This window comes from Jannaschia sp. 2305UL9-9, from assembly GCF_041403465.1.
In the GTDB taxonomy this organism is placed as follows: Bacteria; Pseudomonadota; Alphaproteobacteria; order Rhodobacterales; family Rhodobacteraceae; genus Jannaschia.
In genome coordinates this window covers 26,503-53,488 of sequence record NZ_JBGEHM010000008.1, presented here as the reverse complement: position 1 = coordinate 53,488, position 26,986 = coordinate 26,503, and the positions used below count along the sequence as shown (strand labels likewise).

The window sequence follows — 26,986 nt, the reverse complement described above, 5'->3', positions numbered from 1 at the left end:
GTTGGCCGCCCTACCAGTCCTCCGGGAAGAGGATCGTCAACACGCGCACGGTGCGTGTCGGATCGTCCGGGCGCTCACTACCCCAGTGCAGGGTCTCGTCAGCGTAGAGGTCGATCTTCCACCAAACCCGGCGACCCAGGACCTCGACGGCGCCGAAGTCGTGCAGCCCGTCGGGGTCGTCGTCAGCGGAGAACTCCGTCTGCGCCGCCACGGCCGCGCGGCAGGCCGCGGCAAAGGCGTCTCCCTTGGCGGCCACGGCCGCGGTGCAGAGCAGGCAGCCGCGCAAGCTCTGTCCAGGCGGGTAGGGCACGCCTCCGCAGGCATGGGCGCGGAAGGCGTCGTTCTGCGCGGCGATGCGAGCCACGTCGGGGATGTACGTATCGATGGGTGAAGTGTCGTTCGGCATGGTCTCTCTCCTCGTGCTGGGACCACGCTGGAACGGGCCGCCTCCGGTTCTGCAGAGACGGCCCGGGAACGGGAAGCGGAGAGGCGGATCAGGCCGCGACATCGGCATCCGGCACCGGGTCCTCCTCCACGGCGAGATCCGCCCCCGGCGCGTCGAGCGTCACCCCGCCTTGCGCCGCCGCATCGACCATCCAGTCCACGGCGCGCTGTGCCTGCGCGCCGGCGCGGAACAGGAAGCGTTTGTCTCCCCGAAGGATCGCGAGCCAGGATCCGAGATACGCCGCGTGATCCTCTAAATGGTCCGCCGTGAAGCCGAGGCGCTGCCCGAGCAGGGCGGCGCCAAGCTCGGCGACGAGTTCCTCCTTGGCGTAGGCCTCGTTGCCGAAGGTCGATGCGCCGAACGAACGGTCCAGCCGGTCCTTCGCTTTCGTTCGATGGACATGCTCGTGGCCCAGGGTCGCGTAGTATCGCTCCGCGCTCTCGAACCGCTCGAGGGGCGGCATGTGGATGCGATCCGAGCCCGGGACGTAGCACGCCCGGTCGCCGCCGATGGACACGTCCGCGCCGATGGCGTCGAAGATCGCCTCGCAGGCCGGGATCGGTCGTGGACCGTCCGCCGGATCGCCCTCCGGCTCCGGGTGGAAGCGCGCGTCCAGCCCGTCGATCTGGGCCGCGTTGAACACCCGGTAGGACTTGAGGAAGCGGTAGCTGTCCCCGCCATCCGTGCCTTCGTCAGATTGGGAACGGTCCGGACCGGCGTCGCCTTCTACCCCCCTCGCCCGAGCCGTCCCGTAGTAGACGACCACACTCGACCGCTCGCCCTTCCGAACACAGGCATCCATCGCCCGCGCTTGCTGGAAGGTCATCCAGTACGGGCTTGTATAGCCCATCAGCGCCGCGCGCACGCCGAGGAGGAACGCGTTGATCCCCCGGTAGCCCTCGCCCCCATGGCGCAACGACACGCCGCCCCCCGCCATGTGCCACGGTCGCCGCCAGGGCAGGGTACCCTTCTCAAGGAGGGCGACGATCTCGTCGGTGATTAGCTGGGCCGCGTCGACCTTGGGTTGGGTGCTGCGGCTGCGGGTCTTGCGTGGGGTCCGGGCCATCGGCCTCTCCTCCTCCGGGTGTTAGAACACCCGGGAAGGCGGCAGCCTTTTCCTCTCTTCCTATCCTTTATCCGTCGGTCCCCTGCAAAGCGGTCCGAACTGAACGCTCCCGATCGGCTCTGCACCGAGGCGAGACTCGCTTCCCTTGCGCATCGGGACAGCGATCTCGTCGATCCCCACCTTCGTAAGGAAGGAAACCGGATCGGAATCAGTTCTGAACCCACGCGGCCTCGACGGATCTTGCGAGATTACGAGGAAGCGCCACGCACCGCTCGCTTCGGCATGCACTTCTAACTGACCAGCCAGGCCTGACGTTATCCGGCTAGGCTCGTTCATCGCAATGACGGCGATCGTCGCGTCCCGGTCGACGAAGCTTTGGCTCTCGGCTCTTTCGATTACGTTGTGAGACACGGTCGGCGCCAGAAGGCCGCCGCGGCAAAGCTAGCATCCGGGATCGGCGCTGCTCGCCCGCTGAAGCAACGACGTAGAGCTACATCTCGCGTCCGACCGAGCATCTCGATGTCCAAGTTCAAATGATCATGGGTGTTATATAGGTGTTAAAAGGGTGTTACGAACCGAAGATCTCCGTTAAGAACTTGATCCCGTTATATTTTCTGTGATGATCGGTGTGTGTTACCCCGAATCTTGGTGGGCAAAGCCCCGAAAAGATGTGTGTAATACCCCGAAAGTTTGGCGCGGTGGGTAAAACCCCGAATCCTGATCGGGGACCTCACCTCGGTGGGTAAAACCCCGAACCCGCTCCTGCGGTGGGTGATTCCCCGAATCTCTTGACTTGGTGTGTGATACCCCGAATATCACGTTCATGGCGCAAGATGCTCCACAAGTGAACGACCAGCTTCTTCCTGCGCGTCATACGCGGGAGGACCTGTTCATCTGTGACGTTGCTGGGGCTGTCCTGAAGGACGTGATGCCTCAGATGGAGCATCCGTTCTACTCACTCTCGAAGAAACCCGAGACTGCCATCCGGCGGTATGAGCACAATGGACACTGGGTCGAGATCACTCCATCGGTGAAGGGTCTAGCGACAATCTATGACAAGGACATCCTGATCTACTGTATCAGTCAGATCATGCATGCTTTACGAAATGAGCAACCGGTGTCTCACCGTATACGCCTCAACTCGCGGGAGCTCTTGGTCTTCACGAACCGGGGCACTGCGGGAAAGGACTACGCCGCTCTTATCGAAGCGATCGATCGCCTCGCGGGAACGAGGATCAGTACCAATATCAAGACTGGTGATGAAGAGCAGTACGATACCTTCGGTCTCATCGATGCGGCGTCGATCCGGCGTAAGCACGGGAACGATGGGCGTTTGCTCTGGTGCGAGGTCAAGCTGTCCGACTGGGTGTTCAACGCGATTCGCGCGCAGGAAGTGCTGACGCTTCACAAGGACTACTTTCGTCTTCGCAAGCCAATTGAGCGCAGGGTTTACGAGATCGCGAGAAAGCACTGCGGGCGTCAGCAGACGTGGTCGATCAGCTTGGAGAACCTCCACAAGAAGTCGGGGTCGAAGTCTTCGGTGAAGGAGTTCCGACGCTCGATCAGACACCTCGTCGAACACGATCACTTGCCCGACTATTCGGTCGCTTTGAATGGAGACACGGACGTCGTCGTGTTCGTGAACCGTGGCTCCATGCATGAGGTGGCTCCGGATGAGGCACGTCCGGTGATTCATCTGGAGCCTGATACGTTCGAGAAGGCGCGCGACCTCGCACCTGGATGGGATGTATACCACCTGCAGCAGGAATGGCTGGGTTGGATGGTGGATGGCGGTCTCGATGCGCCAAAATATCCCGACAAGGCGTTCTTGGGCTTTTGCCGGCGTTGGTTCGAGAAGCGCGGTCGGCCTTAGCGGGGCAACCCTAGTAGTTCACCTGCTCGAAGCCATAGTTACCCTCGTAGTCTCGCCAATCGACGAAGACCGAGCGATGAGACCAGATCTGAGGGCAGTGACGCCCATAGTTCTCGAGGCCAGAGTGCGCGGTCGGCAGCGCGTCGGGTGTCGAGGAGCGCCAGGCGAACTCGCCCTGCGGCCCATAGGTGCCGAGGCGGACGGAGGCGGAGCGGTTGCAGTCGCCTTCCCAGTTCTCCCGCTGTCGCGCGTAGCTGACGTGGTAGACGCGGATCGAGCGGACGAAGTCGAAGGCGGGATCGCTGATGTCGATGTCGGCTCCCTGCGAGACCCCTTGGGCGAGCCGTAGGGCGAAGTCTTCGACCGCGCTGTAAGCAACGGTGGGGATCGGAGCCGCCGACCAGTTGCGGGCATCGCCAGGGACGGACTGCCGTTCGGGTTCGTCCGACGCGGCTTCCAACAGCCAGTCGAGATTGGACGACGTGTCGTCGGCCTCGTAGGCCGCCCGCATCGGGCAACGCCAGATCTGTAAGGGCGGCTCGATCGGCCAAGGCGTGACGCGCCGAATGAACTCGGCACGCGCGGCGGCGCAGGGCGCCGAGGTCGGCCAGCCGCCTGAGAGGCAGAGCAGGATCGCGCAGTCGATCTGGTAGGCGGATGCCGTACCTGGCAGGAGCGTCACGGTCGCAGCCGCCAAGGTAGCGTTGACGCGCCTGCGCGCACTCGTCCAGACTCGGCCGACTCCTTTCGATACCACACCACAATTGGCGGTGATTGCCGTCGGGTTGTAACACCTATTCCCCGCCACACCGGCTAATTTTCGTATCAAGGCGGATTCTCCCCTTCGAGACGCTCGTAGTCGGCGATGGCGGCTACGATCTCTTGGCGCGTCGCGGCCCCCGCCGCATCGAGGCAGCGCAGGTAGGCTCCGGCGAGATCGAAGTACTCTGAGAACTCGGTTCCCAACTCGACGCGATATTCGCGAAGTAGATCGGCGGAGATTGGTAGGAGGGGCCGGACGGGCGGGAGGCAGTAGGGCGTGCCGTCGAAGCGATCGAAAGGTTGAGCAGCCGTCGGCGCGGCTATCAGCATGATTAGGATCGCGAAGGTCGACTGCACGACTGTTTCTCATGTTGTCCTCGCCAGGAACTGTGTTCGTCAACCGGCCATACGCACGGACACTGGGTGATCGTGCGCCTTCCGACGTCGGAAGGCGCATTCCCGCCCAATGAAAAATGGCCCGGCACTGCGACAATCGGTTCCGCTTGCAGGTCTAAGTATAACCCCTTACACATCCTGTCGAGCGCAATCTGCAGGTGTCGCAGACGGGAGATTGCCAAGCGAACTTTGAGGGACCCTGATCGGTCGTCCGGTCGGGTTTGGCGAGCGAATGGCGATCGAAACACCCGTGCGAACTCTCTGTGATGTCGAAGAGGCGCTCGATGACGGGGGACGTATTGAGGTCGAATGCCTGACCTCGGCTTGGCGTGAAGGGAGCGTCTGGTGTGGCGAGTGGCGGCTCTATGTTTGCTCGACCGACGAAGACGCGAAGAGCGTGCGCGAATTGCTCGTTACGCAGCGTTCACGAGAGCCGAAGGTCATTCGATCGGTGCACGGGCTTGTGCGGCTCGCGACCGATCTGGGCATCGACCTGCCGCAGATACCCCTGTCGGAGGGACAGATGGGGGTGTGGGCACGTGGACAGGTGCACGCGGAGAACATTGGATAAGGCGGCAGCGCTCGCTCTCCTGACGGCCGGAAGCCCGGTCGCGGCGAACGTGCTCGATTTGACGTCGGGCGAATTCGGCAATCGCGAGCGGGCGAGCAGCGGTCTCGTTGCGGGCGTGCTGGATCTCGACCGTCCGCCACGCGAGACCGAGCCGGATAGCGCGAACACCCCCGTCGAGACGACGGTATCGAGCGTCTCGACGCGCGGGAAGATCGTGCGCCGCGCACCAGCTCACATCGAGGCCGCGATCGCGGACACGGCACTCCGCTATGCTGCCCATCCCGGCCTGCGCCGGGCTGGCTTGAGCGGCGGGGAATGGATGGCGCTCTTCCGCGCCAATGTCGCCGTCGAGAGCGGCTTCCGGCAGAGCGCGGTCTCGCCCGTCGGCGCGGTCGGCCTTGGGCAGCTGATGCCCGAGACCGCCGCGGAGCTAGGCGTCGATCCCCACGATCCGGCCGAGAACCTCGACGGGTCCGCTCGCTACCTGTTCGCGCAGATGGAACGCTTCGGCTCCGCCGAGCTGGCCCTCGCCGCCTACAATGCGGGGCCCGAAGCGGTCGCGCGCTATGGCGGCATCCCACCTTACCGCGAGACGCAGGCGCATGTGCGGCGCGTCCTCGCAATCTACAGCGCCTCAACGTCTTAGGAGATGATCTTCATGCGCTCTCTCAGGCTTGCCGCGATGTGCGGCCTCGCTTCGCTCGCTCTCGTCGAGCCAGCGATCGCCCAAGATCTCGATCCCGTCGAGAACATGCTCGAAACAGTCGTCACTGCGCTGACCGGCCCGATCGGACGGCTGGTCGCCGTGCTCGCGCTGGTCGCGGCCGGCTTCGCGATGTTCTCGGGCCGCCTCAACTGGCAGTGGTTCCTCGCCATCCTCGCGGGCGTCGTCCTGGTGTTCTCGGCCGAGACCATCATCGACGGCTTCGCGGCACCCGGAGACTGATCGACGGGCCGGGGACGGGCGCGACGCTCGTCCCCGCCACTCTGCGGGAGGGACAGATGCGGACGACACCGGTATTCCTGGGCCTGACCCGGCCGCCGAAGTTCTTCGGCTTGCCGATCGGCTACTTCATCGGGCTGATCTTCGTCAGCGTGATCCCGTTCGTGCTGTCGGACGACATCCGCTTCCTGCTGCTCTTCCTCGTCGGTTGGCCGGTCCTCTGGGTCGTGGCCGACCGCAATCCGCATCTCTTCGAAATCGGCTCCGTCGTCTATCGCGCGACGCCGCCGACGCGGAACAAGGGCGAGCACGACGGGGACGCATACGGCCCCGCGATCCAAGTTCCCAACAAGGCCGCGCCCCAACTTGCAGGCAAGGCGATCCTGAAAGAAGACCCTGCCGGGGCGCACCTGCCGTATCTCTCGGCCGTCACCGACGACGCGCTGCTCCTGCGACAGGGCGACCTGATGGCGTCGGCCGTGATCGGCGGGCTCGACAGCTTCACCTCCGAGGATGTGGACGTCGACCGGCAGGCCATCGACTTCGCGCGGCTCACCAGCTCGCTCGGGGAGCGCTTCGGCTTCTACGTAAGCAAGGTGACGGTGCCGGCGGACCTCGCCGTCACGCCCGCCGAGGAGGATCCGTTCACCGCGGCCGTCGATCGGCGCTGGCGGCGCGAGATCGGGCGGCGCGACCTGAAGCGTCGCGTGCTGATGGTCTCCATCCTGATGCGCCCGTCCATCGCCGACCGGATGGGCGTGACGAAGCTGTTCCGTCCGAAAGCCGAGCGAGCGGAGTTCCGGGCGGAGATGGCGGATCGATTGGAGCGCCTGGATGAGGCGATGCGGCTGCTGGAGCGGACGGTGGGCGAGGGCGGCTACCGCCGCCTGACGGTCTCCTCCGGCGAATGGCTCGGACTGCTCGGCGCGATCCAAGGTCAGGCCTACCAGAAGCGCTACGCCCTGCCAGGGCAGTTCGTGGCAGACGCGATCGTGGACAGCACGTTCACCTTCCGCGGCAAGGCGGTCGAGATCGACAACGGCCAGCGCAAGCGGTTCGGCGCGCTGTTCTCGCTGCACGCCTACATGCCGCAGACGGCCGCGACGATGTTCGACGGGCTGGAGCTGCCCTTCGATCTGACCGTGACGAACAGCTTCACGCCGCTTCGGGGCAACCTCGTCGTCGAGAAGATGAAGCTCGCGCGCCGCCAGATGAAAGCGACGGATGACGCAGCGCAGTCGGACGCGGAGGCGCTGGAGATCTCGGCCGACAACGTCGCTTCGGGGCGGCAGAGCTACGGCGTCCACCACTTCTCCGTCATGGTGACGGCCGAGAGCGAGGAGGCGTTGGAGCGTGCGGCCTCCGAGGTCTGGCGCGCCGCGCAGGAGACCGGCGCGACCGTGATCCGCGAGCGGGCCGACTACGGCTTCGTGAAGGGCGTGGCCTCGACCATGTTCTTCGCGCAGGCGCCGGGGAACTGGTCGCACAGGACGCGCTCGGTTCTCGTCTCGGCCGACAACTTCGCGGACGCCGCCGCCTTCCACGCCACCCGCCCCGGGCGGACGAGGGACGAGGCGCCCTGGGGCGAGGTCGTCACGGTCCTGCCGACGGTCGCGGCCTCGGCCTATCGCTTCAACTTCCACGAAGCCGGACGGCGCGGCGACGAGCCACCGCCGGGGCATGCGCTGGTGCTAGGCCGGACGGGCTCGGGCAAGACTCTCGGCACAGCCTTCCTCATGGCGCAGGCCCGGCGGGTCGGCGCGCGCATCATCGCCTTCGACAAGGACCAAGGTCTGGAGATGGCCTTGCGCGCCATGGGCGGTGCCTACGGGTCCATCCGCGTAGGCGAGGCGACGGGGCTGAACCCATTCCTGACCGAGGTCGACGAGCGGGGGGCGGCTTGGCTGACGGACTGGCTCAACGACATCCTGTCACGCACCCGGCCGCTGGAGACGGCGCAGACCGTCGCGCTGAGCCAGGCTGTGCGCCAGATCGTGCAGGCCGAGCCGGAGCTGCGCAGCTTCGCGGGACTGGAGAGCCTCGTGGCCTCGACGGACGACGACGGCGACCTCGTCGCCCGCGTTCGCGAATGGACGGCGACGGGCCGATACGGCTGGCTCTTCTCGAAGGCCGAGGGCGGGCGGATCGAGATTGGGGAGGATGTCCTCGGCATCGACATGAGCGAGATCCTGGACCTCGACGCCGAACGGTCGGCGACGCTGGCCTACCTCTTCCGACGAGTGGAGCGGGTGATCGAGGACCGGCGGCCCACGCTGATCGTCATCGACGAGGCGTGGAAGATGCTCGACGATCCGATCTTCGAGCGCCGCCTGCACGACTGGCTGGTGACGATGCGCAAGAAGAACTGCGTCGTCGTCATGCTGACCCAGACGACCGGCCACCTGGAGCGCTCGAAGGTGGGACAGATCATCGCCGAGAGCGTTGCGACACAGCTGCTCTTCCCGAACGCCCGGGCGAACCCAGAGGACTACCGCATCTTGCGACTCAACGAGCGCGAGGCGGGCTTCCTCTCCGAAGGCATCGCCGGAATGCGAACGGCGCTCGTGCGCTCGGGCGCGGACAGCGTCTTCGTAGACATGGATCTGAGCGGCCTCGGACCGCTGCTGACGGTGCTCGGCGGCGGGCGGTCCGGAGAGGACCGCGCGCCCTACGGCTGGCGCGAGAACCCCGATTTCTGGAAGGAGATGACGTGATGCGGGCCCTCCTGCTTCTCGCCTGCGCGGCGGCCCTCGCAGGCTGCGCGGGCACCCCGACCGGCAAGCGGTCGCCTTGCTTCGGCGCGGAGCCGTCGAGCGGCACCGCCCTGGCCTTCGTCAGCACTCGTGGGTCTGGCGAACCCGCCGCGTCCGACGACTGCGACTTCCAGCGGTTCTGATCTAATGACGCGCAGTTTCGCCCTCGCCACCGCGACAGCCCTTCTGCTCGTCCCGCTCGGGGCAGCCGGGCAGGGCGTGCCCGTGATCGACGGCAGCCGGCTGGCGAACGCGCTCTCGCGGATCGAGGAGGCGGCGCGCGACGCGATCCAGCAGGGCACGAAGCTGGAGACGCGCGAGGAGCAAAGCGACCTCGAGCAGCAGCAGCTCGAAGCCTATGAGCGCTTCCTCGGAGAGACGACGGGCACCTGGGACGTGTCGGGGTTCGAAACCGGGGCAGGGGAGGACTTCCCGAGCGCCGACGCGGCGTACCCGATCGACGACGTTCACCCAGACGCGGACCGTCTCTTCGGCGAGGGCGCCTCCGTCGAGCGGATGATCATCGAGACTGCGCGCCGCTATCAGGACCATCCCGGCGTGGCTGCGGGCGGGCTGAACCCGGTCACGTGGCGCATCCTCTTCCAGTCGCTGATCAAGCAGGAGTCGCGCTTCAACAACGCGGCCGTCAGCCATGCAGGTGCGATGGGATTCTGTCAGCTGATGCCCGGCACGGCCTCCGATCTCGGGGTGAACCCGCGCGACCCGTGGGAGAACCTCGACGGCGGCGCCCGCTACATCCTCACGCAGCTGAACACCTACCGGCGGATCGACTACGCATTGGCCGCCTACAACGCGGGCCCGGGCAACGTGAACCGCTACGGGGGCGTGCCGCCCTTCGAGGAGACGCAGAACTACGTCGTCCGCATCCGGCAGTACTACGACGAGTACCTGTCGCAGATCACCTCGCTCGAAACCGTCGGCACGCTGACCGGCGTCGACGGGGCGAACGCCGCCTGGGGCAACTGGGCGGATGCGTCGATGGGCTACGGCGCACATATGGGCGGGCAGCTCGATGCCGCCATGCGCCGCTCCTACGAGCTGCTGCGCCGGGCCGAGCCGGCCTCCGCGAAGGAGGCGGTGGACCACAATACGTACATGGCGGCCGAGCGGGCCCGCATCCTGGCGCTGCACCTGCGCCAGCGCGTGGCCGCCGTCCGCGTCGAGGCCGCGCGCGGCCTGACCGAGGCGGCGGACCAGCTCGAACAAACACAGTTCTGGAGGTACGACGGATGACCGTCAGAGGCACGATCGCGGCGGCGCTGCTCGCCGCCCTTCCTACGGTCGTAGGCGCGCAGGGCGTGCCGGTTATCGACGGCTCGAACTTGGCGCAGAACATCGAGCAGTTGCAGGCCGCGCTGCGCGACGCCGAAAACCAGCTCGCTCAGATCGAGGAACTGCGCCGTCAGGTCGAGTTGAGTCTTGAGCAGATCACCAACCTCGAAGGCATCCTGGGCTCGATCTCGGGATTGAACGGGATCGCCGACCTCTACAACTCCGCAGAGGATCTGCGCTCGCGCGCCGCGAAGATCGCGGACCTCGATGGGCTGATCGGCAGCCTCTCGGTCGGCGACTGGGACGACATCCTCGACAGCCTGCTCGACGACGAGGTGACGATGGGCGAGCGCCGTGCGCAGGAGGCGCTGCGCGAGACGCTGGAGACGGCGGGCTTCGACCAGCCGACCCTCGCGGGCCTGTCGAACGACGAGGGCGGGCAGGGCCAGATCATCGCCCAGACGGCGGCGACCAACGCCACGGCGATGGCGGCCTCGCAGATGGCCTACGAGGAGGCGGCCGCGAGCCTGGAGCGGATCGACGGCCTCGTGGACGCGATCGGCGATCAGGCGACGCTGAAGGAGAGCGTCGACCTGAACACCCGCATGGCGGCGGAAACGAACTTCATGCTGGGCCAGATGTGGCGGCTCAACGCGGCGGCCGGGCTCGCGACCGGGCAGACCGGCGTGAACTGGGCGGCCGAGCAGGCGCGGCAGCGGGCCTTCTTCGACTTCGGCGGCGACTACGAGGGAGGCGAATGATGCGCTGCTTCCTCATTGCAGCGGCAGTGATCGCTGCTCCGACGATAGGTTTCGCGCAGGACGTGACGGAGCTCTCGGCCGACCAGCTGACCGACCTTGCCGTCGAGGTGACCGAGGCCGGTGATGGCGACCGTTTGGTTGAGTTGATGCGCGAGATGCGGTCGCGCGGGATGCATTTCTTCGCTACCGCGGCCGGGCCGCTCTGCGAGCAGGAAGCGCCACGGCTCGAGGTCTTCGAAAGCCACTGGGCGCACTGGGGCAGGGTGAACGAGTCCTTCGGCCTCTTCGCGCGGCTGGCGGCGGCGGAGCAGGAAATATGCGCATGCCCCCGCAGCGTCGTGACATTCGAGCAGTTCACCCAAGCGGTCATCGGTAAGGCGCCCGCGGAGGTCGGCCCCGACGATGTCGTCCCTCTACGGCGCTTCGCACAAGAGGCCGGCCGCGATGCGCGGGCAATCTACGCCGACTTCTACGGCACGGCCTGCCGGGAGGACTGAGATGGCCGTTATCGAGGATGTCCTGACCGCGGTCGATGCGACCGTCGCCTCCATTGGGGCGAGCGCCTACGATGCCGTCGGCGCGGCCGTGCTGCCCGTCGTGCAGATTGGCGGCGTGCTCGTCGTGGTGCTCGTGGGCCTGAACCTCGCCATCCAGGCGATCCCGATGACGCTGCAGAACGGACTCGGGCTGATCGTGCGCCTCGTCGCGATCGTCATCTTCGTCTCGAGCTTTGGCAACTTCTTCGCCGTCTACGACGCGCTGACCGGCGCACCGGCACGGTTCGGGGCGACCGTCCTGGGCGAGATCACCGGGGACGCGGGCACGGACCTCTACGCCGGACTCGATGAGCTCTACGAGCGTGCGCTCGACGTTGGAAACGCCGTCAGCGAGAACGGCGGCTTCCTCGCCGGCGCCATCGCGGGCGTGGTGATGTTCGTGATCGCGGCGCTCATGGCGGTCGTCAGCATCGTCGTGATCTCGGCGGCGAAGCTGATGCTTGGCGTACTGATCATGGTCGCGCCGCTTGCCATCGCCACGACGCTCTTCAAGCAATCGGCGCCGCTCTTCGAGGCCTTCGTGAAGCTCGCGCTCGGCTTCGCTTTCGTGCCGATGCTGACGGCCGCGATGGCCGGGTTCACGATCACCGCGGGCGAGACCATCGTGCCCGACACCGCCTCGGTCGAGACCATCGGCGACATTACCGGTTTCATCGTCGTGATGATGCTGGGCGCAGGGCTGATGGTCCTCGTTCCGAGCTTCGCGCAGTCGCTCGCCCAGACAGGGATTGCGCTCGGGGCCATCGCCTCGCGGACCGAGCGTCAGGCGATGGCGGCCACGGGCCGCGGCAGCCGTGCCGCCGGGAAAGGGGTCGGGGCAAGCGCCGGGGTCATGTCCGGCGTCATCCAAGCCGCGCAAGGCCGCGATGCGAACGCACCAACGACTAAGGCACAGCAGGCCGGATATACCGGCGCGACGCGCGTGCAGCACCTCTTGGCGGTGCAGCAGCGCGAGCGTGCGGCGCGCGGCCAATGAGACGAGAGAGGGGGACGGGAACATGACGGACTACGGGTTCGACGTCGATCTAGTGCTGGGACCGCGCCGCAGTGCCCGGATCGCCTGGACGGTCGCGAGCGTCGCGACCGGGATGGCTGCACTGCTGGCCGTCGCGATCATCGTGATAATGCCGCTGCGCGAGACAGAGGTCTTCACGGTGCTCGTCGATCGCACGACCGGCGACGCCGAGCGCATCGTGCAGGTCCAGCCGGTCGGGATCAGCGAGGAGACGGCGGTGAAGGAGGCGCTGCTCGTCGGATATGTCACGGATCGCGAGAGCTTCATCCGTGCCGGGATCCAGGAGCGGCTTGAAGGCGTGCAGCGTCGCTCGACCGGACCGGCGCGGGCCTCGCTACAACGGCTGTGGACGGACGACACCGACAACGCGGATTACCCGCCACGGCTCTACGGTAGCGGTGCCGAAGTCTCAGTTCGCATCCGGGCGATCAACTTCCTTGAGCCGACGGTGGCACAAGTCCGCTTCGAGAAGACGCTCCGCCGCGCACGGTCGCAGCCGGTCACGCGCGCCTTCGTCGCGACGGTCGGCTTCAAGTTCGATCCGCGCCGCGAACGGCGGCTGGAGCGCGTCTGGGAGAACCCGCTCGGTTTCCGCGTGACAACCTATCAGGTCGATGCCGAGACGCTGGGAGGCTGAACACAAATGACGCTGCGTTACATAATAAACATTATTGGATTGACGGTTGGGGCTGTTTTTGTGTTCGGCGACAGCGCCCTAGCCGAACGTGCGCCGACCTCCTTAGGCCAAGACGCCCGCGTCCGCCAAGTCGCCTACAACCCCGTGGACGTCATTCGCGTCGACACGCATGTGCTCGTCAACACCGCCATCGAACTCGGTCGCGGCGAGCGGATCAACCAGGTACTGCTCGGCGACAGCGAGAGCTTCGAGGTCGAGGTGCTTTCGAACCGGCACACCGTCTCGGTGAAGCCGGTCGTCCAGGGCGCCGCGACGAACATGACGATCTACACCTCGCGCCGCGCCATCGCCTTCGCGCTGACCGAAGGCCGCGGCCGCAACCACACCTTCCGCGTGGTCATAGACTTTCCAGACGATCGCCCGGTTCGTGAGCAGCGCGTCGCGGGCCTCGGCGGGATTCGCGACACGGGCTACGCCTTCTCAGGCGAGACTTCATTTCGGCCGTTGCGGGTCTGGAACGACGGGCGGAACACGTTCTTCGAGTTCCCGCCTGACATCCGGCCGTCGATCTTCCGTGTGAATGCGTCGGGCCGTGAGGTGACGACCAATTCTTCCATGCAGGGCCGCGTGGTGAAGGTCGCGGGGCTGCACCCGTCCTACACGCTGCGGGTCGGCGACGAGTACCTCTGCATCGCCCGGGTGGCGGGTGGCCAGACCGGCGCCGAGGTCGAAGTCGTCACCCTCGCCGCGCTGGAGTTCTGACGATGGCTGAGACCGAAGATCGTCGCCGCCGGACAGGCGGCACGCCCGCCTGGGCCAAAGGCCTGCTAGGGCTCGCGCTGCTCGTCGTGATCGGCCTGCTTGCCTACCCGATCGTCTTCCCCGAGGGGCCTCCTCGGATCATCACCTCGGGCACGGATGAGTTCCAGGATGAGCGCGACGACGGGCGCGGCATTGGCCGCATCGCCCCGGAGGACGGCGACACGACCGTGATCGTCGAGCGCGAGAGCTTCGACATCGGCCCGATCACCGACCAGCTCGACGCACAGGCGGAGGAACTGGAGCGCCGTAACGCCGCCCTGCAGGAGAACATTGCCGCCCTGCAGGACGAATTGCGTGGGCTGAACGAGGCAGCCGAGGCCGAGCAGGCGACGCTCGCTCAGCAGCTCGCCGCCGCCCTGGCCGAGGCGCAGGAGCAGAACGCCGCCTCAATTGAGCAGCTAACAGGAGAGTTCCAGAACCAGCTCGCCCGGCAGGCCGCCGAGGCCGAGGACCGTGCCTCCGAGCAGGACGGGCTGATCCGATCCCTGGCCGAGCAGAACGAGCGGCTCGAAGCGCTGCTACAGGCCCGCCCAGCGGGCCCCGACGCAACCGAGACCGAACGCCGCCTTCGCCTCGAGTCCGAACTTCGCCGGGAGGAGGAAGCGGCCCGTGAGGCTCGTGCGCTGGAGGCCGAACTGGCTCGCGAAGCGCAGCGACTGGACCTCGAACGGCAGCGACAGATGGAGGCCGAGCGGCAGCGCCTTGCGCGAATCGAGGAGGAGCAGCGTCGTGCCGCCCTCGCGGACGAGTCGTCGCGCCGTGCCGAGCTAGAGGCCCGGCGCGCCGAGCAGCAAGCGCTGCGCGAGGCCCGGATCGAGTCCCCGGGCGTCATCTTCGACCAGCGCGCGATCGGCGCCAGCGCTAACGGCAGCCCCGGCGCGGCGACGGATAGCGGCCTGACGGCGGCGAACGGACCGTTCGGCCAAGGCCGCTTGCCCTCGCGCGACGAACTGCAACGCGGCTTCGTCTCTGCGGTCGGCGGCGGCACGGAGGCCTCCGTCGCCGAGTTCATCGCCAATCCGTCGAACACGGTCCTGCAGGGCACGCTCATTGAGGCCTCGCTCGAGACGGCCATCGACTCCGCCCTGCCCGGCCCCGTTGTGGCGATGGTCACGCGGCCGATCTGGTCCTTCGACGGCAGCCAGGTCCTCGTGCCGCCCGGCTCGCGTCTTTTTGGCCAGTATTCCTCAGACGTGAGCCTCGGACAGTCGCGTATCCTTGTCGGTTGGCAGCGCATCGTCACGCCCGACGGTCAGAGCGTACGGATCTCGGCCTTCGGCGGCGACGCGCAGGGCCGCTCCGGCCTCACCGGCGACGTCGACAGCCGGTTCTTCCAGCGCTTCGGTGGCGCGGCCCTGATCAGCCTCGTGAGCGCCGCGCCGGCCATTGCGGCGGCGAACGCCGACAGCGAGGTCGAGGTCCAGATCGGCGAGGACGTAACAGGCAACCTCGTGGGCGCGACCAGTTCGGCCGTGGAGCAGTACGCCACCCTGCCCCCGGTAATCCGCGTGGATATCGGTTCCGCCGTGACAGTGATCGTGGACCGCGACATCGAACTCTTCTCGCAGTTGGACCCTGCCTTCGTCGGGGCGTCAGGCTTCGGGACCGGCCTGCCTCTGAAGTAATCCCCGATGAACGCCCCCACCTCCTTCCTCGTCACCTACCTGCGCCCCCTCGCCCCGCTCCTCGAGGAGGACGGGATCGTCGAGGTCGCTATCAACCCGGACGGCCGGGTCTGGTACGAACGGCAGGGCGCGGCGTACATGGCGCTGGCGGAAGGCCTGCAACTGACGCCCGAGGCTGCGCGGAACCTTGCGGGGTCGGTCGCCTCCGAGGTCGGCTCGGCGGTGTCCGACAAGAAGCCCCTCGTCTCCGGCAAAATCGATCTCGCGGGCCGGGCGCTGCGCGCGCAGGTCGTCGCTACGCCCGTGGTGGAAGGCGGTCCGGCGATCACCCTTCGGGCCTATACCAAACGGCGGATCGACCTCGGATCGGTCGGTCTGCTCTACGGGGGCTTGCGTGACCTCGAAGCGGACCGCCGCCGTGCGGCTGCCGAGATCGGAGGAATGGCCGCCGCAGGCGACATCGCCGACGCCATGGCGGCCTGCGTCGAGCGGCGGCTGAATGTCGTCGTCTCGGGCGGGACCTCGACCGGCAAGACGACCTTCGCCCGCGGCCTCCTCGACCTCGTCCACCCGGACGAACGCATCGTCACCATCGAGGACGCCTACGAACTCTTTCCCGACCAGCCGAACGCCGTCTGCCTGCGCGCCGAGCGCATTGGCACGGGCGAGACGACGCCCGCCAAGCTCTTGGAGGCAACGCTGCGCCTCCGCCCCGACCGAATCATTCTCGGCGAGTTGCGCGGCGGCGAAGCGCGGACCTTCCTCGATGCAATCAACACAGGCCATGGCGGCAGCTTCACGACGATTCACGCCGACACGGCCGTCCGCGCGATCGACCGGCTCGCCCTGATGGTCACGGCGACCGGAACGCAAATGACCTATGCCGAGGTCCGACGATACTGTGCGACCTCGATCGACGTGATCGTCCAGTTGGGGCGGCTAGACGGACAGCGCGGCGTGGCGGAGGTGCACTTCACGGACGCCACTGGATTGTAGGCAGCGATCCTGCCAATGGCAGAGATGTTCAGTCGGAGCCGACTTCGCCGAGCACAGAGCGAAGATAGCGCTGCAAAGTCTCCCGATAGCGCATGCCGGACTGCTCGGGTGAGACGGCGTCCTCGAACTCGCGGATTGTTTCATCAGCCTTTGTAGCGGCATCATCTGCGTCGTCGTATTGGAGGCTCTCCTTCGTCGAGGCCTCGGACGCCAGAACCTCTCCATACGTGTAGCGCAGAAGCGCTTGGTGCGCCTGCCATGCATCGCCTCGTTCCAGCCCTAACCTGTTCAGCGCCACTAGGCTGCGCGAGACAAGCGTTCGTACGGGCTCAGACCCGCCGTATCCTTGCAGGAAATGCTGGACGGTCCAGGGATCTCGCCGAAGCATCCCATGGATCGCCTCGAATACGGCTATGATCTCGTCGGTCGGTTCGTCCCGCCCAGCTGGGACCTCTACCATGCTCGTGGCCCTATCAAGCATCCCGAGGACAAGCGCGTCCTTGTTCTCGACGTGCCGGTAGAGGGACATGGGCGTCGTCCCGAGCGACCGTGAGACGCTCGGCATGCTGACGCCGGAGAGACCGTCCGACCGAGCGAGTGCGATCGCTGCGTCGAGCACACGCTCGCGTGACAGACGTTGTCGCTTCTTCGTAGGGATGACGCTTTCCATGCTGACACATGGGTTAACACGAATAATCTATGTATAACCCTATACACATTTTGAGATCTGCGGTTCGGTATCTCCGCACTTCGGACCATGCCGACGGATTGCACCTGGCGTCGAGAAAACGGGTGGACGGACACGATTGTAGAGTATATGCCGTGGTGAGATACACCGCATGTTTGCCCTGCATCAGAGATGCAGTTGCGAACAAGAGTTGGTCTCAACATTCAAGAACTCCGGCGAGAAAAAGGCTGGAGCCAAGAAGTATTGGCTCATGCCGCTGGGGTTGACCGCGGTTACATGGGCAAGATCGAGAACGGGAAGTACGCAGCATCCCTCGACATGATCGAGAAGGTTGCCGACGCTTTAGAAGTTGATCCGATCGCTCTCTTTCGATCTCGCTCGTCGTAATCGGCATCAAATCTTACTGACGCAAAGAACAAGAGCTCTTGTGCCGGAAACTCTCAATTCGTCACCATCAATGTGCTTCTGCTGTTATATCGAAATCAGCGTCGCCTCCGTCACCCCGCGTACCTCTTCCTCGGTTGTGCCGGGGGCCAGTTCAACGAACCGCAGCCCGCCCTCCACCACGTCCATCACGCACAGGTTGGTGATGATGCGGTCCACCACGCCCGCGCCGGTCAGGGGCAGGGTGCATTCCTTGAGGACCTTGGACTGCCCGTGCTTGTTGGCGTGGTCCATGACCACGACCACGCGGCCCACGCCCGCCACGAGGTCCATCGCGCCGCCCATGCCCTTCACTAGCTTGCCGGGGATCATCCAGTTGGCGAGGTCGCCGTTCTCGGCCACCTCCATCGCGCCGAGGATGGCCATGGCGATCTTGCCGCCCCGGATCATGCCGAAGGAGGTGGCGGAATCGAAGTAGGCGGTGTGCGGCAGTTCGGTGATCGTCTGCTTGCCCGCATTGATCAGGTCCGCGTCCTCCTCGCCCTCGACGGGGAAGGGCCCCATGCCGAGCATCCCGTTCTCCGACTGCAGCGTCACCTCGACGCCCTCGGGAATGTAGTTGGAGACCAGCGTCGGGATACCGATACCGAGGTTGACGTAGGTGCCGTCTTCCAGCTCCGCTGCTGCGCGGGCGGCCATCTGGTTGCGTGTCCAAGACATCAGCGCTCGTCCTCTTCACAAGGGACCGACCCAAGGGCCAATCCGTCGACCGGCTCGGTTGCACCCTGTTCGCCGTTCTCCCGGAGGACCGTCGTTTGTATGTCGGTAAACATACGGCACCAACCTTCAATCTGCTCCGCATCAAGCATTGGCGTTCTCCTTGATCGTGCGCTGCTCGATGCGCTTCTCGTGCGTGCCTTGGATCAGGCGGTGGACGTAGATGCCGGGCAGATGGATGGCGTCGCCGTCCAGCGCACCGGGCTCGACGATCTCCTCGACCTCCATCACGCAGGTGCGCCCGCACATCGCCGCGGGCACGTTGAAGTTGCGCGCCGTCTTGCGGAAGATCGCGTTGCCCGTCGTGTCGGCCTTCCACGCCTTCACGATGGCGAGGTCCGCGAAGATGCCGCGCTCCATGATGTAGGTCTCGTCGGCGCCGTCCGGGCCGGTGGGGAAGTCCTTGTGCTCCTTGCCCTCGGCCACCTGCGTGCCGACGCCCGTTTTGGTGTAGAAGCCCGGAATGCCCGCGCCGCCCGCGCGCATCCGCTCGGCGAGGGTTCCCTGCGGGTTGAACTCGATCTCCAGCTCGCCCGCGAGATACTGGCGCATGAACTCGGCGTTCTCTCCCACGTAGGACGACAGCATCTTCGACACCTGCCGCGACTGCAGCAGGATGCCGATCCCGAAGTCGTCCACGCCCGCGTTGTTGGACGCGAAGGTCAGGTCCTTGGTGCCCGCGTCGCGGATGGCCGACAGCAGCAGCTCCGGGATGCCGCACAGGCCGAAGCCCCCGGCGGCGATGAGCATTCCATCGGAAAGCAATCCGTCCAGCGCCGATGCGGCGTCGGGGTGGACCTTATTCATGGCGCGTCTCCGATTCCGAGGATCGCACGCGCTTCGTGCGCCGTGGCCGGACGGCGCCCGTGTCGGGCGGCGATCTCCACAGCCCGCTCGACTAGCGCCGCGTTCGACGGCGCGAGGGTGTGCTTGTCGAGGCGTACGTTGTCTTCCAGCCCGGTACGCAGATGGCCCCCCGCCTCGGCCGCCCAGTCGTTGAGCACTGCTTGTCCCGCGCCGATCCCTGCGGCGCACCAAGGCGCGTCGCCGAAGAGGTGGCGCTTGGAGGCCAGCATCGCGTCGAAGGCCACCCGGTCCACGGGCATGGCGTTCCGCACCCCCATCACGAACTGGCAGTAGGGGGTTCGCGGCAGGCGCCCGTCGCCGTGCATGGCGGCTGCTTGGTAGAGGTGGGAGAGGTCGAAGCACTCCACCTCCGGGACGACGTCGTGGGCGGCCATCTCGGAGGCCAGCCAGTCCACAAGGTCGGGCGGGTTCTCGTAGACCCGCGTCGGGAAGTTGTTCGACCCAACGGAGAGCGAGCACATGTCGGGGCGCAGCGGGATCATCCCGCCCCGCGCTCGGCCCGCCCCCGAGCGGCCCCCTGTCGAGAGCTGCACGATCATGCCTGGGCAGGCCGCCTCGATCCCCGCCTTGAGGTCCGCGAAACGACCGGGATTCGAGGACGGCGTGCCGTCGTCCTCTCGCACATGGCAATGCGCGATGGTGGCGCCGGCTTCGTAGGCCTCTCGGGTGCTCTTCACCTGCTCCGCCACGGTGATCGGCACAGACGGGTTATCGGACTTCTGCGGCAGGGAGCCTGTGATCGCGACGCAGATGATGGCGGGCGTGGTCATCGCAAGCTCCGAGGCAAAGGTGCGGAAATCGGGAACAGACGAACCTCGCGATGCCGGGTCAGAAGCCCCCAAAGACCCTTTGGCTCCACGAGCATGACGGCGATGGAGGTGATGCCAAGGATCACGAGATACCAGCTTCCCAGGTCGGACAGCACCTCGCGCAGTGCGAAGAATAGAACCACCCCGAGGATCGGTCCCTCCAGTGCCCCGATACCGCCGATGACGACGACAAAGATCACCACGACCGACCAGTCCGTGACGGAGAAGGCCGCTTCGGGCGTGATCCGAAGCCGTTGCAGGAATGCGAGGGCCCCGACGAGACCCGTTGCTCCTGCGACCGCAACGTAGACGCCGAACTTCACCCTCAGGACGCGCACACCGAGCGCAGCAGCGGCCTCGGCATCATCGCGAACGGCGCCGAGCATCAAACCAGTTCGTGCGCGCAGAGCAGCCCAAACCGACAAGGTAACGCCGACGGCGAGCCCGAGCGCGAGCCAATAGATCAGCGCTTCCCGGGCCCCGCGCCCATCGGCTATCTCGCGCACGAGACCCACGGGCAGCGAGATGCCCGATCCGCCGCCCAACGATCCGACCTGTGCAAAGCCGAGGCGAAAGACCTCCGCGATCACCCAAGTGCCGATCGCGAAATAGGGACCCGTTAATCGAAAGGCGAGCGCGCCGACAGGCAGGGCGATCAAAGCGCAGAGCATTCCGACGAGGGGAAGTGCCCAGAGCACCGGCACGCCCGCGAACATCGCGAGAGAGAAGAGAAGGTATCCGCCAAGCCCGACGAAGGCCTGTTGTCCGACGGAGATGAGACCCGCGTAGCCTGCCAAGAGGTTCCAGAGCTGCGCCAGCGCGAGGAGGGTCAACGCCTCCACGAGGAGCCGTATGGTCCCGCGATCGGCCCACCACGGCGCAGCGGCGAGGACAGCGACGATCGCGCCGATAAGGAGAAAGCGAGGGATCATCGGGTCAGGCCTTTCGTGGCATCAGGCCCTCGGGCCGCAGCGCCAGCACGAGGAGGAAGACGAGATGGCCGGCGAGGATCTGGAAGCCCGGGTCGATTTGCGCACCAACGGCTTGAGCGACTCCAAGAAGGATTCCTCCGAGCAATGTGCCCCAGAGCGATCCCAGCCCACCGATGATGACCGCCTCGAAGGCGAAGAGCAGACGGACGGGCCCGGCAGAGGCGTCGAAGTTCGTCTTCACCGCCATCAAGACGCCGGCGAGCGCGATCAGCGCGCCCGCGATCGCCGTTGCGAGCGCGAAGAGATGCGCCCGATTTGCACCCATGAGGCCGACGATCTCCTGATCGTCGGACGTAGCGCGCAGAAGACGCCCGGACCGGGTGTGCGACATGAACAGGTCAAGCGACCCGAGGGAGACCACGGCGGCTAAGAACATCAACAGGGAGACGATCCCCACCCCGATGCCCCCCGGCAGCGCGAGAGCTGCGGTATCGAGCGCTCCCGCGGGGATCCGGCGGCTGTCCGCGGAGAAGGCTTCCAGCATTACGTTCTGCAGGATTACCGAGAGGCCGAACGTCACGAGGATCGCGGGCAGCAGATCCTGCCCCGTGATACGGTTGAAGACGCTTCGTTGCAGGAGGTAGCCGCCGAGGGCGAACATCGGCACGAGCGCGATGAGGGTCCAGAACGGGAAAAAGCCAGTCGTCTCCACGAGAGCGAGAGCCCCGAACGCGGCGAGGACGATGAAGTCGCCATGCGCGAGGTTTACGAAGCGCATCACGCCGAACATCAGGCTCAGTCCGGCGGCGAAAAGCGCGTAGAGACCTCCGAGCAGCGCTCCCTGCACGATCGCGTTGATCCAATCCATCAGGCGGCCTCCTCGGCTGCGGGAAAATAGGCTTGGGCCACTGCGTCGCGTCGGGACGGATCGGCCACATCCTCCAGCACCACGCGCCCGTCCCGCATGACGGCGACGCGGTCGGCATTCCGCAGGGCAAGACCTACATCCTGTTCCACCAGAAGCACGGTCGCGCCCTCCGACACGATGCTGGGCAAGGCGGCATAGATGTCGGCAACCACCGTTGGCGCGAGACCGAGGCTCACCTCGTCGAGGAGGAGGAGCTTCGGGTTCCCCATCAGCGCACGTCCGATCGCGACCATCTGCTGCTGGCCGCCGGATAGGCGGGTTGCCGGCATCGCGGCCTTCTCTGCCAAGATCGGGAAGAGCGCGTTCACGCGGTCAAGGGTCCACGGCCCCCGCCGTCCCGTCGCGAGCCCCAGATCGAGGTTCTCCGCCACGGTCAGGGAGGGGAACAGTCGCCGCCCCTCGGGTGCCATCGCGACGCCCGCGCGGGCAATCCGATGAGCCGGCCATCCGCCGACCGGCGCGCCGTCGAACCAGATGTTCTGATCTTTCGTCGGCACTAGGCCGGTGATCGCTCGCAGCAATGTCGTCTTGCCGGCGCCGTTCGCGCCCACCAAGGCGGTCACGCTGCCCCTGGCCATCTGCAGGTCGACGCCGTGGAGCGCTTCGAAGTCGCCATAGCCGGCGTACAGGTCGCGGATCTGCAGAAGGGTCATGCCGCGATCCCCATATAGACGGAGCGGACCTCGGGCGCGTGGAAGGTCGCCTGCGGCTCTCCCTCCGCAAGGACGCGCCCCTGGTCGAGGACGAGCAGTCGGTCGGCGACGGCTAGCAGCGCACCAACCACATGCTCGATCCAGACGATGCCCAGGCCATCTCCGCGCAACTCGCGAACCGTCTCGATAAGCACCGCACATTCCGGTTCCGTCAGGCCGCCTGCGACCTCGTCAAGCAGCAGCACCTGGGGCGCCGTCGCCATGGCGCGGGCCATCTCGAGCCGCTTGCGATCCAAGAGGCGCAGGGTCCCCGCTCGCTGCCCTGCCAGCGCAGCGAGGCCAAGGCGACGAAGCACGTCCGGTACGGCGTTCGGGTCGCCCCCGCCGGCTTGCGCGGCGAGCAGGACGTTCTCGTAGACCGTGAGGCCACCGAAGGGACGGGGAATCTGGTAGGTCCGCCCGATTCCCGCCCTGCACCGGCTCGCGGCACCCAGACGCGTCACGTCTCGTCCATCCAGCCAGACTGATCCGGCATCGGTGGGAATCGCACCCGCAATCAGCCCGAACGCCGTGGACTTCCCCGCACCGTTGGGGCCGATGATGCCGAGTACCTCGCCTGCATCGACAGAGAAATTAACGTCGTTGGTCACCTGCAGTGCGCCGTAGGCCTTTCGCAGGTCAATCGCCTCGAGGATCTTCATCGTATCGCCTCCATGGACAGGGTGGCCCGGCGGCGGGAGTGACCGCCGGGCCGGGGCCACCTCAGTCAAGCAGACGAAGGTCGGCGGTGACGGCGATGGACGGGTGATCTCCGTTCTCGACGACCTCGATCCGGGGACCATCCTCGGTTAGGCGCCACTGGCCACCCACGAGGGGCGTCTTGGCAATGCCGGACACGGGACCCAACTGGAAGTCGAAGCCGCCTGCGATGGTCTCGTATCGCCCGGCGCGGATCGCGTTGCGGATCTCGGCGGGGTCATCGATGTCCTTCGTCCGGCGCAGCGCATCCACGGCGACCTCGAAGAGCGAATGCTTGAAAGCCAGCGGCATGGTCCACGGGCGACCCGTCGCCGCCTCGTAGGCCGCGGCCAATTCGGCGGAACTCTGACCTGTGAAGCTGGAGGAGAAGGGATGCTGGGGCGACCACCAGACCTCGGTCGTGAGGCCCTCGCCACGGTCGCCCAGAGACTCAATCACTTGCGGAAACTCCAAGGCCTTGCCGAAGGTCACGACCTTCGGAGCGAACCCCTGCTGCGCCGCTTGCAGCCAGAAGGTGGAGAAGTCCGGCGGCGGCACCACGCCGGTCAGGATCTCGACGCCTGCCGCCTTGAAGGTCGCAATCTGCGCCGAGAAGTCGTCAGACAAGACTTGATAGCGGCCGGGATCCACCAGCGTGTAACCCTTGGCCTCCAGTACCGGGGGGAAGCCGATCTCAGGCGAACCCCAGGCATTGCCGTCGGGATCGTTGGGCCAGAGCGCGCCGACGACCTTGTTCGTATTGGCCTGATCCCACATGCCGGTGAAGACCGAGATGACGTCTTCGAGCCCCCAGAAGAAATGGAACGTCCAGTCGAAGCCGACTTCTGGATCGCCCTGGCGGCCGAAGAAGTGTGGCTGCCACGGCGTGTCGTTCGTGATGCAGGGCACCTCGTTGAGCTCCGCCTGGTCGGCGACGGGGTTCGTCGTGTCGGGCGTCGCTGTGGCGAGGATCAGGTCCACGCCCTCGTCGAGGATCAGCTCCTGCGCGGCGGTGGCCGCGCGGTTCGAGGACGACTGACTGTCGCGCACGATGATCTCGACCGGGTGGACGGTGCCGGCGATGTCCAGGCCATCCGACAGGCCATTGCGGAACTGACTGAGCACGAACGCGTCCGGTTCGGCGAAAACGGCGAGCGGACCGGTCTGCGGCGTTACAAAGCCGATGCGAACCGTCCGTCCGGCTGCGAGCGCGGGTCGCGGTAGGACGGCGGCAGCGCCGAGTGCGGCAGCCGATGCGCCGAAGCGGCGGCGGGTCATGGTCGTCATGGTTATTCCTCCCTTGAACTCATAGTGCCCGCCCCTCCCGGCGGGCGGGCTTTAGGCCATCCGCGCGAGTGCGTCGGCCAAATAGGGTCGAAAGGCCGTGGGGTGCTCGGACATGGGGAAGTGCCCCAGCTCCGGCATCACGGTGCAGGTCGCTCCCGGGATCGCGGCGGCGGTGCGCTCGGCGTCATCGGGCGTACAGGTCAGGTCGTAAGCACCGACGAGGATGTGGACGCGGGCCCGCGTCGTATCGATCTCGCCCAGCTTGCCGACGAGGCTGTCATCGCGCGTGTAGAAGCTCAGATCCCCGCGGAACACGCCGGGTCCCGACTGCATGAAGCCCCACTGCGTCGCCCAACGATCCGGCTCCGGCGCGTGGGGGGATATGTTCGCTGAGACGAGAGCGGCGCCCATCTGTCCACCGTGGGCGTCGGGACGGTCGAACCAATCAATGTCGTACCAAGCAGGCTGGAAGTCCGAAGCTTCGATCGCGATGAAGCCTGCGAAACGATCCGGATGGCGGAGCGCCAGCTGCAGCGCAATCCGCCCCCCCATGGAGCACCCGGCGAGGATCGGTCGGTCGAGCCCGAGCGCATCCATTACCGCTAGGATCGTGTCGATATAGCCTTCGGTTGTCAGAAGGTATTCCCGCTCTTGCCAACCGTCCGGAGGCAGGGATTTGCCGTGCCATGGCATGTCGAAGGCCCAGAAGCAGTTATCCTTGCAGAGATCCTCGTCACACAAGACGTGGCGCCATTGGCGCGTATCCGCTCCAGCCGTGTGCAGGAGTAGCACGTCCCTTCCCTGCCCGGCCGTCTCGATGTGGAGACGTCGTGGGCCCTCGGCTGTATCGACCGTGAGGTAGCGACCGTGGATAGGCTCGAACGCGGGCCCGGTCACGATCGCACCCCCCGTGGAAGCGCTAGGACTTCCTTATGAAAGCGCAGCGTTTTCACCAGCGCCAAGACGTCCCCCTCGATCCGGGCGCGGCCAATCTTGGCGAGGCCGAAGATGTCGTGAAATCCCGGCTTGGGGGTTTGCTGCCAGAACGCGTCCAAGGCCTCCCGGTCGGTGACGATACCGAACCGCCATGGAGTCTTCCGGGATGGCCCTTCCTCTATGTGTGCGATGCGACCGTCCCGGTAGTGCAGAAACCATTCACGGCCGTCGTCCAGCCGGATCAGCACCGTGTCCTGAACGAGCCTGCCTAGCCTGAGCAGGTGCGGTCGTCGCTCCAGCGCGGCGGCCATGCCTTCCAATATGTCCTGCATGGCTTCCTCCTGCTTGCCTTGCGACCGTTGGGAAGTGGTGGCTGCCAAGGTGCCGCCCTCGCAATGCGCTCTTTGGTATTGGGCCATACCCATTTCTCGACCACGGCATGCGCGGTATGGGACGATACCCTTAGAGGCATGGGATCGGAGGAGGCTCGGAGCGAAACCTTGTCTACAAGCCGGATCACCCAAGGGAGGGAAGCCGGCGTGATCGAACCATCAGGGAGGAGAGGGCCATGCAGCTCGTGACCCAAGACAACATAACCGACGTCGTGACGGAAGCGCTCGGCAGAAACGGGCCGATCTCGGACCGGCAGCGCGAAATCCTCAGCGGCCTGATCCGGCACTTCCACGACTTCTGTCGCGAAGTGAAGCTGCAGCACGACGAGTTCCTTTATGCCTGCGACTTTCTCGCCCGGGCGGGCCAGACCTGCGACGGCAAGCGGCAGGAGTTCATCCTTCTGGCGGACATTCTAGGTATTGAGGTTCTGGTCGACATGCTGACCAACCCCGCCGATGGCGGCGAGACGGAGAGCACGGTGCTCGGGCCTTTCTACCGCGAGAATCCCCCTGTCCTGCCCAAGGGTGCCTCGACCATCCTCAAGCATTATGACAACGAGGAGACGGTGTATTTCGAGGGTCGGGTGCTCGACACCAATGGCGCCCCCATCGAGGGCGCGACCATCGACATCTGGGAGGATGCGCCGAACGGCCTCTATGAGAACCACGACCACGATCAGCCCGACTATAACCTGCGTGGCCGGTTCGAGACGGATGCGGACGGGCATTACGCCTTCGTAGCCGTGCGCCCCGTGCCTTACCCGATCCCCGACGACGTGACGGCTGGTGAGCTCCTGCGCGCGATGGGGCATCATCCGAACCGACCCGGACATATCCACTTCATAGTCTCGAAGCCGGGCTACGGAACCCTTGTGAGCCAGGTGTTCGACGCTGACAGCGATTGGCTTGATAATGACAGCGTCTTCGCGGTGAAGGAAAGTCTCGTCGCGAAGTTTGCGCCGACCAATGAGCATGAGACCGATCTGCATTGCAGCTTCGACTTCAAGCTCCGCGAGGGTGGACTCGACGAGAAGGATTTGCTCGAAAGCATCGGATCAATCGAAGCGGCCTGAAGGCTGC

At 66.0% G+C, this 26,986-nt stretch carries 31 protein-coding genes; 16 read left to right on the top strand and 15 right to left on the bottom strand.

Annotated features, from left to right (window positions below):
• Positions 1–10: 10 nt before the first annotated feature.
• Both V6N07_RS17945 and V6N07_RS17940 read right to left on the bottom strand, forming a co-directional pair.
• Positions 11–406 carry a DUF3768 domain-containing protein gene (locus V6N07_RS17945; RefSeq protein WP_371158347.1) on the bottom strand — a complete coding sequence of 132 codons (396 nt, stop codon included), beginning with the start codon at positions 404–406 and terminating at the stop codon, positions 11–13.
• Positions 407–494: 88 nt separating this feature from the next.
• The gene (locus tag V6N07_RS17940) at positions 495–1,511 is read right to left on the bottom strand and encodes an ArdC family protein (protein ID WP_371158345.1); all 1,017 of its coding nucleotides are present in this window, start codon (positions 1,509–1,511) and stop codon (positions 495–497) included.
• An 823-nt stretch (positions 1,512–2,334) separates the two neighbouring features.
• Here V6N07_RS17940 and V6N07_RS17935 point away from each other — a divergent pair.
• Positions 2,335–3,384, top strand: coding sequence for a replication initiator protein A (locus tag V6N07_RS17935; RefSeq protein ID WP_371158343.1), 1,050 nt, complete (start codon positions 2,335–2,337; stop codon positions 3,382–3,384).
• A 10-nt stretch (positions 3,385–3,394) separates the two neighbouring features.
• On the opposite strand, the gene V6N07_RS17930 is transcribed toward V6N07_RS17935, so the two are convergent.
• Both V6N07_RS17930 and V6N07_RS17925 read right to left on the bottom strand, forming a co-directional pair.
• Entirely contained in the window at positions 3,395–4,081 is a 687-nt protein-coding gene (locus tag V6N07_RS17930) for a hypothetical protein (protein WP_371158341.1), read from the bottom strand.
• Positions 4,082–4,209: 128 nt separating this feature from the next.
• Positions 4,210–4,503, bottom strand: a complete 294-nt coding sequence (locus V6N07_RS17925; RefSeq protein WP_371158339.1) for a hypothetical protein — start codon at positions 4,501–4,503, stop codon at positions 4,210–4,212.
• Between the two features lie 271 nt (positions 4,504–4,774).
• Here V6N07_RS17925 and V6N07_RS17920 point away from each other — a divergent pair, with 271 nt between their 5' ends.
• From V6N07_RS17920 to V6N07_RS17860, 13 genes are read left to right on the top strand one after another with little or no spacing between them, the layout of a single operon-like run.
• The gene (locus tag V6N07_RS17920) at positions 4,775–5,113 is read left to right on the top strand and encodes a hypothetical protein (protein ID WP_371158337.1); all 339 of its coding nucleotides are present in this window, start codon (positions 4,775–4,777) and stop codon (positions 5,111–5,113) included.
• A complete protein-coding gene (locus V6N07_RS17915) occupies positions 5,106–5,759 on the top strand; it encodes a lytic transglycosylase domain-containing protein (RefSeq protein ID WP_371158335.1) in 654 nt (217 codons plus the stop codon). The genes V6N07_RS17920 and V6N07_RS17915 overlap by 8 nt, the downstream gene beginning before the upstream one ends.
• Before the next feature lie 12 nt (positions 5,760–5,771).
• Positions 5,772–6,059 carry a TrbC/VirB2 family protein gene (locus tag V6N07_RS17910; RefSeq protein ID WP_371158333.1) on the top strand — a complete coding sequence of 96 codons (288 nt, stop codon included), beginning with the start codon at positions 5,772–5,774 and terminating at the stop codon, positions 6,057–6,059.
• 56 nt (positions 6,060–6,115) lie between these two features.
• On the top strand, positions 6,116–8,770 hold the full coding sequence (locus V6N07_RS17905) for a VirB3 family type IV secretion system protein (RefSeq protein ID WP_371158331.1): 2,655 nt from the start codon (positions 6,116–6,118) through the stop codon (positions 8,768–8,770).
• A complete protein-coding gene (locus V6N07_RS17900) occupies positions 8,770–8,952 on the top strand; it encodes a hypothetical protein (protein ID WP_371158329.1) in 183 nt (60 codons plus the stop codon). Before V6N07_RS17905 ends, V6N07_RS17900 begins: the two co-directional genes overlap by 1 nt.
• Before the next feature lie 4 nt (positions 8,953–8,956).
• Positions 8,957–10,063, top strand: a complete 1,107-nt coding sequence (locus V6N07_RS17895) for a lytic transglycosylase domain-containing protein (RefSeq protein ID WP_371158327.1) — start codon at positions 8,957–8,959, stop codon at positions 10,061–10,063.
• Positions 10,060–10,863, top strand: coding sequence for a type IV secretion system protein (locus tag V6N07_RS17890; protein WP_371158325.1), 804 nt, complete (start codon positions 10,060–10,062; stop codon positions 10,861–10,863). The genes V6N07_RS17895 and V6N07_RS17890 overlap by 4 nt, the downstream gene beginning before the upstream one ends.
• Complete coding sequence (locus V6N07_RS17885; RefSeq protein WP_371158324.1) at positions 10,860–11,360, top strand: hypothetical protein; 501 nt, start codon at positions 10,860–10,862, stop codon at positions 11,358–11,360. Before V6N07_RS17890 ends, V6N07_RS17885 begins: the two co-directional genes overlap by 4 nt.
• Position 11,361: 1 nt before the next feature.
• Positions 11,362–12,396, top strand: coding sequence for a type IV secretion system protein (locus V6N07_RS17880; protein WP_371158322.1), 1,035 nt, complete (start codon positions 11,362–11,364; stop codon positions 12,394–12,396).
• A gap of 22 nt (positions 12,397–12,418) precedes the next feature.
• Complete coding sequence (locus V6N07_RS17875; RefSeq protein WP_371158320.1) at positions 12,419–13,072, top strand: virB8 family protein; 654 nt, start codon at positions 12,419–12,421, stop codon at positions 13,070–13,072.
• A gap of 6 nt (positions 13,073–13,078) precedes the next feature.
• Entirely contained in the window at positions 13,079–13,834 is a 756-nt protein-coding gene (locus tag V6N07_RS17870; protein ID WP_371158318.1) for a TrbG/VirB9 family P-type conjugative transfer protein, read from the top strand.
• A 2-nt stretch (positions 13,835–13,836) separates the two neighbouring features.
• Complete coding sequence (locus V6N07_RS17865; RefSeq protein WP_371158316.1) at positions 13,837–15,519, top strand: TrbI/VirB10 family protein; 1,683 nt, start codon at positions 13,837–13,839, stop codon at positions 15,517–15,519.
• 6 nt (positions 15,520–15,525) lie between these two features.
• Positions 15,526–16,515 carry an ATPase, T2SS/T4P/T4SS family gene (locus V6N07_RS17860; RefSeq protein WP_371158314.1) on the top strand — a complete coding sequence of 330 codons (990 nt, stop codon included), beginning with the start codon at positions 15,526–15,528 and terminating at the stop codon, positions 16,513–16,515.
• Between the two features lie 28 nt (positions 16,516–16,543).
• Here V6N07_RS17860 and V6N07_RS17855 read toward each other — a convergent pair whose 3' ends face one another.
• On the bottom strand, positions 16,544–17,185 hold the full coding sequence (locus V6N07_RS17855; RefSeq protein ID WP_371158312.1) for a TetR/AcrR family transcriptional regulator: 642 nt from the start codon (positions 17,183–17,185) through the stop codon (positions 16,544–16,546).
• Positions 17,186–17,374: 189 nt separating this feature from the next.
• Between V6N07_RS17855 and V6N07_RS17850 the strand changes: the two genes are divergently transcribed.
• Positions 17,375–17,590: a helix-turn-helix domain-containing protein gene (locus V6N07_RS17850; RefSeq protein WP_371158310.1), complete on the top strand. Its 216-nt coding sequence runs from the start codon at positions 17,375–17,377 to the stop codon at positions 17,588–17,590.
• An 84-nt stretch (positions 17,591–17,674) separates the two neighbouring features.
• Here V6N07_RS17850 and V6N07_RS17845 read toward each other — a convergent pair whose 3' ends face one another.
• The 10 genes from V6N07_RS17845 to V6N07_RS17800 form a co-directional block, all read right to left on the bottom strand.
• The gene (locus tag V6N07_RS17845) at positions 17,675–18,307 is read right to left on the bottom strand and encodes a 3-oxoacid CoA-transferase subunit B (RefSeq protein ID WP_371158308.1); all 633 of its coding nucleotides are present in this window, start codon (positions 18,305–18,307) and stop codon (positions 17,675–17,677) included.
• A gap of 141 nt (positions 18,308–18,448) precedes the next feature.
• Entirely contained in the window at positions 18,449–19,171 is a 723-nt protein-coding gene (locus V6N07_RS17840; RefSeq protein WP_371158306.1) for a CoA transferase subunit A, read from the bottom strand.
• Positions 19,168–20,001, bottom strand: a complete 834-nt coding sequence (locus V6N07_RS17835; protein ID WP_371158304.1) for a 3-keto-5-aminohexanoate cleavage protein — start codon at positions 19,999–20,001, stop codon at positions 19,168–19,170. The genes V6N07_RS17840 and V6N07_RS17835 overlap by 4 nt, the downstream gene beginning before the upstream one ends.
• The gene (locus V6N07_RS17830) at positions 19,998–20,972 is read right to left on the bottom strand and encodes a branched-chain amino acid ABC transporter permease (RefSeq protein ID WP_371158302.1); all 975 of its coding nucleotides are present in this window, start codon (positions 20,970–20,972) and stop codon (positions 19,998–20,000) included. Before V6N07_RS17830 ends, V6N07_RS17835 begins: the two co-directional genes overlap by 4 nt.
• Positions 20,973–20,976: 4 nt before the next feature.
• A complete protein-coding gene (locus tag V6N07_RS17825) occupies positions 20,977–21,840 on the bottom strand; it encodes a branched-chain amino acid ABC transporter permease (protein WP_371158300.1) in 864 nt (287 codons plus the stop codon).
• On the bottom strand, positions 21,840–22,553 hold the full coding sequence (locus V6N07_RS17820) for an ABC transporter ATP-binding protein (RefSeq protein WP_371158298.1): 714 nt from the start codon (positions 22,551–22,553) through the stop codon (positions 21,840–21,842). Before V6N07_RS17820 ends, V6N07_RS17825 begins: the two co-directional genes overlap by 1 nt.
• Entirely contained in the window at positions 22,550–23,254 is a 705-nt protein-coding gene (locus V6N07_RS17815; RefSeq protein ID WP_371158296.1) for an ABC transporter ATP-binding protein, read from the bottom strand. The genes V6N07_RS17820 and V6N07_RS17815 overlap by 4 nt, the downstream gene beginning before the upstream one ends.
• A gap of 61 nt (positions 23,255–23,315) precedes the next feature.
• Positions 23,316–24,578 (bottom strand): ABC transporter substrate-binding protein, encoded by a 1,263-nt coding sequence (locus V6N07_RS17810; protein WP_371158294.1) that lies wholly within the window; start codon positions 24,576–24,578, stop codon positions 23,316–23,318.
• 51 nt (positions 24,579–24,629) lie between these two features.
• Positions 24,630–25,475, bottom strand: a complete 846-nt coding sequence (locus V6N07_RS17805) for an alpha/beta fold hydrolase (protein ID WP_371158293.1) — start codon at positions 25,473–25,475, stop codon at positions 24,630–24,632.
• Complete coding sequence (locus V6N07_RS17800) at positions 25,472–25,846, bottom strand: hypothetical protein (protein WP_371158291.1); 375 nt, start codon at positions 25,844–25,846, stop codon at positions 25,472–25,474. The genes V6N07_RS17805 and V6N07_RS17800 overlap by 4 nt, the downstream gene beginning before the upstream one ends.
• 236 nt (positions 25,847–26,082) lie before the next feature.
• On the opposite strand from V6N07_RS17800, the gene V6N07_RS17795 reads away from it, so the two are divergent.
• Positions 26,083–26,979: a dioxygenase gene (locus tag V6N07_RS17795; protein ID WP_371158289.1), complete on the top strand. Its 897-nt coding sequence runs from the start codon at positions 26,083–26,085 to the stop codon at positions 26,977–26,979.
• The last annotated feature ends 7 nt before the right edge of the window (positions 26,980–26,986 follow it).